The following is a 6701-nucleotide window of genomic DNA, read 5'->3' on the forward strand; positions in this document are numbered from 1 at the left end:
CCGGCAGCTGCGACCAGCGTTCGTACACCCGGTCGACCAGCATCTCGCCTGCGGCAGCCGCCTTCTCGCGGTCGGCGAGGAACGAGATCCAGCTCGGGAGGTACGAATACTGCCAGGCCACCATGGCCAGGTCGCCGTTGTGGACGAGTTCCATCGCGCGGGCCGCCGTGGGGTTGACCCAGCCGGTGCCGGTGGTGGGGATCAGGACGAGCGTCGACCGCTCGAAGGCGCCGGTCCGCTCGAGTTCGCCGAGGACGAGATCGATGCGCTCTTCCGGCGTGGGGGCGGTGTCGAGGCCGACGTACACCCGGATCGGTTCCAGGGCGGGACGGCCGTTGACCGCGCTCAGTTCCTCGGCATCCAGGCCTCGCGCGACGAAGTTGCGGCCTTCGAACCCGAGGGTCTCCCAGGGCGCGAGGGATTCGGGGCTGCCGGACTTGGCGGGCTCGACCGGCTGGACGGCGCCGGGACGGGTGGTGTCGTCCTGCAGACCGAAAGCCTGGTTGACGACGGCGTAGGCGCCGCGGATGAGTACGCCGTCGATGAGCATGAAGGTGGCGAGCACCACGACGAGCACGCCCAGTGTGCGAGCGAGGCCGAGCGGCATCCCCGTGCGACGGCTCAGCTGGGCGGATATCCAGCGCCCGATGTCGCGTAGCCCCCGCCACAGGGCGATGAGGGCAGCGGCGACGGCCAGGCTCAACAGGATGGTGCGCAGATAACCGCTCGTGGTGCTGCCCTCTGCCCCCATCAACGCGGCGAGCTGGCGTTGCTCACCGGCGGACAGGACGAGCGCGACGAGTGACGCGAGGACGGCGGCGACCGGAACCGCGACCTTGATCGCGCGCAGCACCGGGAGCGGTGGCGGCCACCACCGCCGCCCGGAGAGCACGAACCGCGCCACGGCCCAGCCGACGACGCACCCGACGCCGTAACCGATCGCGGCGTTGATGCCGCCGATGAGGCCCTGGAAGAGCCAGTCGCGCGGAAGCAGCGAGGGTGTCAGCGACCAGCAGAAGAACAGTGCGGCGAACGCGATACCGGTGAAATCCAGGCCCAGCCACCCCCACACCCGAGCGGTGAGGGGGTGGCGATCACCGAAGTCGGTGACCGCGGCGATGATCCGACCCTGCCGGGCCTCGAACGCCGCCAGCCGATCGACCCGGGTGGCCGGCACGGCTATCCGAACAGAGCAGGCAGAGTCCCTTCCCACACCTCGCGCAGCTCGGTCATGGGGATCGAGAACAGGCCCTGGACCTCGACGGAGTCGGATCCCTCGTCGACGACACCGATGCGCACCCACGGCATGTTGCGCGCGGTGCACATGCCCGTGAAGCGAGACTCCTCGGTGCGCGGCACGGCCACGAGCACACGACCGGCCGACTCGGAGAACAGCGTCACGAACGGATCGGCACCCTCCGGAAGCAGCACGCGGCAGCCGGTCTCGCCCGCCAGCGCGGCCTCGACGACGGCCTGCGCGAGGCCACCCTCGGACAGATCGTGCGCGGCCGAGATCAGGCCGTCGCGCGAACCGGCGGTGAGGATCTCCGACAACAGCCGCTCACGATCGAGGTCGACCTGCGGCGGAACGCCACCGAGGTGGTCGTGCTCGACCTGCGCCCAGATCGATCCGTCGAACTCGTCGCGGGTCTCACCGAGCAGGATCAACGTCTCGCCCGGTTCGAGGCCGATGCCGGTGGGGATGCGACGGTGCACATCGTCGATCACGCCGAGCACCGCGACGACCGGCGTCGGCAGGATCGCGGTGGCACCGGTCTGGTTGTAGAAGCTGACGTTGCCGCCGGTGACGGGAATGCCGAGCTTCGCGCAACCGTCGGCGAGGCCGCGCACGGCCTGCTGGAACTGCCACATCACGCCGGGATCCTCGGGCGAACCGAAGTTCAGGCAGTTCGAGACGGCCTTCGGCGTCGCGCCGGTGACGGCGACGTTGCGGTAGGCCTCGGCGAGGGCGAGCTGGGCGCCCGCGTACGGATCGAGCTGGGTGTAGCGGCCCGAGGCGTCGGTGGCGAGTGCGATGCCGCGTCCGGTCTCCTCGTCGATGCGGACCACACCGCTGTCGGCGTTCTCGGCGAGCACGGTGTTGCCGCGCACGTAACGGTCGTACTGCTCGGTGATCCACTTGCGGCTGCACAGCGCCGGCGACGCCAGCATCTTCAGCAGCGTCTCGCGCAGTTCGTCGGCGGTCTCGGGCCGCTTCAGGCCGGCCGTGGTGTTCGCGACCAGCGCGTCCTGCGAGGACGGGCGTTCGATGGGACGCTCGTAGACCGGGCCCTCGTGGGCGACCGTGCGCGGCGGCACGTCGACGACGGTCTCGCCGTGCCAGTCGATGACGAGGCGCTCGCCGTCGGTGACCTCACCGATGACGGTCGCCAGGACGTCCCACTTCTTGCAGACGGCCATGAAGGCGTCGACGTTGTCGGGCGTCACGACCGCGCACATGCGTTCCTGCGACTCCGAGGACAGCACCTCGGCCGGGGTCATGCCCTTCGCGCGCGTCGGGACACGCTCGAGGTTGATGTGCATACCGCCGTCGCCGGCGGCGGCGAGCTCGGAGGTCGCGCAGGACAGTCCGGCCCCGCCGAGATCCTGGATGCCGACGACGAGCTTCTCGCGGTAGAGGTCGAGGCAGCACTCGATGAGCACCTTCTCGGTGAAGGGATCGCCCACCTGCACGCTCGGCAGCTTCTTGGGGCGGCCGCCGTCGCTGTCGTCGAACGTCTCGGAAGCGAGGACGGAGACACCGCCGATGCCGTCGAGACCGGTGCGAGCACCGAACAGGATGACCTTGTTGCCGGTACCCGAGGCGTGGGCCAGATGCAGGTCCTCCACGCGCATCGCTCCGGCGCACAGCGCGTTGACGAGCGGGTTGCCCTGATAGGAGGCGTCGAAGACGGTCTCGCCACCGACGTTGGGCAGGCCGAGCGAGTTGCCGTAGCCACCGACACCGCGTACGACACCGTCGACGACGCGACGGGTATCGGGGTGATCGGCGGCACCGAAGCGCAGCTGGTCCATCACGGCGATCGGGCGGGCACCCATGGCCATGATGTCGCGGACGATGCCGCCCACGCCGGTCGCGGCGCCCTGGTACGGCTCGATGTACGAGGGGTGGTTGTGCGACTCGACCTTGAAGGTGACGGCCCAGCCGTCGCCGATGTCGACGACACCGGCGTTCTCACCGATACCGGCGAGCATCGACTCGCGCATCTCGTCGGTGGTGGTCTCGCCGAAGTAGCGCAGGTGCACCTTCGACGACTTGTACGAGCAGTGCTCGGACCACATCACCGAGTACATGGCGAGCTCGGCGTCGGTGGGGCGCCGGCCCAGGATCTCCTTGATCCGGGTGTACTCGTCTTCCTTCAGACCCAGCTCCCGATAGGGCTGAGCGGCGTCGGGGGTTTCGGCGGCGTGGGAGACGGTATCCACGTGCGGTGACACTGGGCGTCGGGTCCCTTCACTCTGGGATCGAAAACGGCAGGCCGGGCGGGAACTGCCGCGGACCAGTCTATCGGTGTGCAGGGGCGACGGGGTTCACCGGTGCGGGCACGAGCTCCGAGGGTGTGACGGTCACCTCGGTGCCCAGCGCATCGAGGGTGACGGTGCCCGAGTGTTCGCCGTCGAATCGGTACCACCCGTCGACGAGGGTGAAGGTGGCGAGCACGGGCGGCCCGCCGAGATCGACGATCCAGTACTGCGGGATCCCGGCCTCCGCATATTCGGAGAACTTCGTGACCCGGTCGGTGCGGGCCGTGCCGTCGACGGTGACCTCCACGACCAGCTTCACCTCGGCTATCGGGGCCCGATCGGGATCGGCGTCGACGAGGGACCGTCCCACGACGATCACATCGGGGCACCGCACCGTCAGCGGGTTCTCCGCGACCAGCACCTCGACGCCTCCGATCGCACACCATTCGTCGGGCAGCTTCTCGTCGAGGAGCAAGGCCAGGGTCACCGCGGCGTGATCGTGTGCTGTTCCCGGCCGGGGCGCAGCGATCAGCACACCTTCGCACACCTCGACGTGGTGTCCGTCGGATTCGGGCAGGACCGCCCACTCGTCGAGGGACAGCAGCTGATCGGGATAGGACGGGACGTTCATTGCATTCCCCCGTTCTCGCCGATCGGACACGACCGTCTTCAGTGTGTCACCGGTGGGCGTGGCGGGGTGGGCGAACGCGGTCACGACGCGGGGGTCAGGAAAGCGGTCAGGGCCTGCGCGTAGCTCGTCACGTCGTCCGCGCCCATGAACTCGCGCGCCGAGTGCATGGCGAGTTGCGGGGCGCCGACGTCGACGGTCGTGATGCCGGTCCGCGACGCGGTGATGGGGCCGATCGTGGAACCGCACGGCAGGTCGGCGCGGTGCACGTACCGCTGCAGCGGAACCCCGGCCTGCTCGCAGGCCAGCGCGAAGGCGCCGGCGCCGGTCGCGTCGCTCGCGTAGCGCAGGTTCTGGTTCACCTTCAGGACCGGTCCGCCGTTCACCGCGATCCGGTGGGCGGGTTCGTGCCGCTCGGGGTAGTTCGGGTGCGTGGCGTGCGCCATGTCGCCCGACGCGACGATCGAGCCGGCGCGGGCACGCAGGAACTCTTCGCGTCCACCGCCCCGGAGCAGGACGATCCGCTCGAGGACGGTGTTGAGCAGTTCCGAGAAGGCGCCGCGGTCGGACATGCTGCCGACCTCCTCGTGGTCGAACAGAGCGAGGAGCGGCATCGGGCCGCCGTGCGCGGCGACGTGCTCCGCGGCATCGAGCAGCGCGTGCAGTCCGGCATAGCAGGTGCCCTGATTGTCGAGACGCGGTGCGCTGACCAGGTCGCGGCCCGGCCCGACGACCGCGCTCGGAGCAAGGTCGTGGGTCATCAGCTCCCAGCCGAGCACCGCGCCCGGGTCGATCCCGTGCTGCTCGGCGACCCACCCGATGAACGAGCGCGGTTCGGTGCCGACTCCCCAGACGCCGTCGACGTGGCGCTGCGGGTCGAGCCGGACGCCCTTGCGGTCCTCGGACAGGTGGATGGCGAGCTGCGGAACCCGCAGGACCGGCGCGTCGACGCGGACGAGAACGTCCTCGGTGGTCGCACCCGAGCGCACGGTGAAGCGGCCGGAGATCCCGAGGTCGCGGTCGAGCCACGAGTTGAGCCACGCACCGCCGTACGGTTCGAGACCCACGAGGCGCCAGCCCGCCGACGTGAGGTCGGGATGCTGTTTGACGCGCAGATTGGGGCTGTCGGTGTGCCCGCCGACGATGCGGAAGGGCGCGGCCGGATCGTCGGCGGCACCCTCGGTGCTCCACGCGAGCAGCGACCCCCCGCGCACCAGGAAGAAGCGTCCCGGTTCGGAGGGCCAGGACTGCTGCTCGCGCAGTTCGACGAATCCCGCCTCGCTCAGCGCCGCGGCGACCGTGGCGCAGACGTGGAAGGGCGACGGCGACAGGTCGACGAAATTACAGAGACCCCGAGCATCGGCACGCGTGGAAGACATGACTGCATCTTCGCATCACGGACAGGCTCAGTGCCCTCCGGCGACGCAGAACAGGTTGCCCTCCGGGTCGGCGAGCGTCACCCAGCGGAAGTCGTCGCTCAGGTCCTCGCGGTGGACCTCCTTCGCGCCGGCCTGCACGAAGCGCTCGACCTCGGCGTCGAGGTCGGGGGCCGTGAGATCGAGGTGCACGCGGTTCTTCCCCGGTGTCGGGTCGGACACCTTCTGGAAGCCCAGCCTGATGCCTTGCGGCAGGGCGACGATGAAGAACCAGCCGTCGTTCTCCTCCTCGATACGCCCGTCCGTGCGCTCGGCCCACCATCTCGCGAGCGGACCCGGATCGGACGTGTCGAAGGTGATCATTGCGATGGTCGCTGTCATGACGCGACGGTACCGCCGGGGACCGACAGGCGATATCCGTCGATGAACGGACCGATTTGGGTAGTCCTACTCAGGACATACCGACATGGCTCGGGCAAACTGATCCGCGATGTCGCGCATGGGGGATGACGACGACATCGCGCCCGGGACTTGATCGGGGGGTCGAGCTCCGGGTTGTAGGGACGAGGGATTCCGCAGCCGATCGGGACGGTCGCGGGGTCCCTCGTTCCGTCTCTCCGGTTCCGGGACTTCAGGTTCGGAGGGCCACTCGAAACCCCTGGAACGAGCGAAGTCCCCACCGTCCCGGGAGGGTCGATGGGGACTGCGCCGGAAGCTCCGGTCAGGCGATCACGCGTTGACGACCGCGTCCAGCACGCTGTAGAACATGCCGAGTCCGTCGTCGCTGGGGCCGGTGAGCGCCTCGGTGGCGTGCTCGGGGTGCGGCATGAGACCGACGACCCGGCCGTTCGCCGACGAGATGCCCGCGATGCCGCGCTGCGAACCGTTCGGGTTGTCGCCCGCGAAGCGGAACACCACGCGGCCTTCACCCTCGAGCTCGTCGAGCACCTTCTCCGGTGCCTGGTAGCGGCCCTCACCCGACTTGAGCGGGATGAGGATCTCGGCGCCGGCCTCGTAGCGCGAGGTCCACGCGGTGGTGTTCGACTCGACCTTCAGCCACTCGTCGCGGCAGACGAAGTGCAGACCGGCGTTGCGGGTGAGCGCGCCCGGCAGCAATCCTGCCTCGCACAGCACCTGGAAGCCGTTGCAGATGCCGAGGACGGGCATGCCCTTCTGCGCGGCCTCGACGACCTTGCCCATCACCGGCGAGA

The 6701-nt window shown here is 69.5% G+C and carries 6 protein-coding genes; all 6 read right to left on the minus strand.

What is annotated here, in order from left to right:
- A partial coding sequence (locus R1101_RS0113195) for an alpha/beta-hydrolase N-terminal domain-containing protein (protein WP_016933891.1) occupies positions 1-1177 on the minus strand: 1177 nt, incomplete at its 3' end.
- Positions 1178-1179: 2 nt separating this feature from the next.
- Complete coding sequence (gene purL / locus R1101_RS26660) at positions 1180-3459, minus strand: phosphoribosylformylglycinamidine synthase subunit PurL (RefSeq protein WP_016933892.1); 2280 nt, start codon at positions 3457-3459, stop codon at positions 1180-1182.
- Between the two features lie 67 nt (positions 3460-3526).
- The gene (locus R1101_RS0113205; protein WP_026003225.1) at positions 3527-4117 is read right to left on the minus strand and encodes a Uma2 family endonuclease; all 591 of its coding nucleotides are present in this window, start codon (positions 4115-4117) and stop codon (positions 3527-3529) included.
- A gap of 80 nt (positions 4118-4197) precedes the next feature.
- Positions 4198-5493 carry a M18 family aminopeptidase gene (locus R1101_RS0113210; protein ID WP_016933894.1) on the minus strand — a complete coding sequence of 432 codons (1296 nt, stop codon included), beginning with the start codon at positions 5491-5493 and terminating at the stop codon, positions 4198-4200.
- A 27-nt stretch (positions 5494-5520) separates the two neighbouring features.
- Positions 5521-5871 (minus strand): VOC family protein, encoded by a 351-nt coding sequence (locus R1101_RS0113215; RefSeq protein ID WP_016933895.1) that lies wholly within the window; start codon positions 5869-5871, stop codon positions 5521-5523.
- Positions 5872-6219: 348 nt separating this feature from the next.
- Positions 6220-6701, minus strand: a 482-nt coding sequence (purQ, locus tag R1101_RS0113220; RefSeq protein WP_016933896.1) for a phosphoribosylformylglycinamidine synthase subunit PurQ, incomplete at its 5' end; no start/stop codon positions are given.

The sequence above is a fragment of the Rhodococcus sp. R1101 genome, from assembly GCF_000278445.1.
Taxonomy (GTDB): Bacteria; Actinomycetota; Actinomycetes; order Mycobacteriales; family Mycobacteriaceae; genus Rhodococcus; species Rhodococcus gordoniae.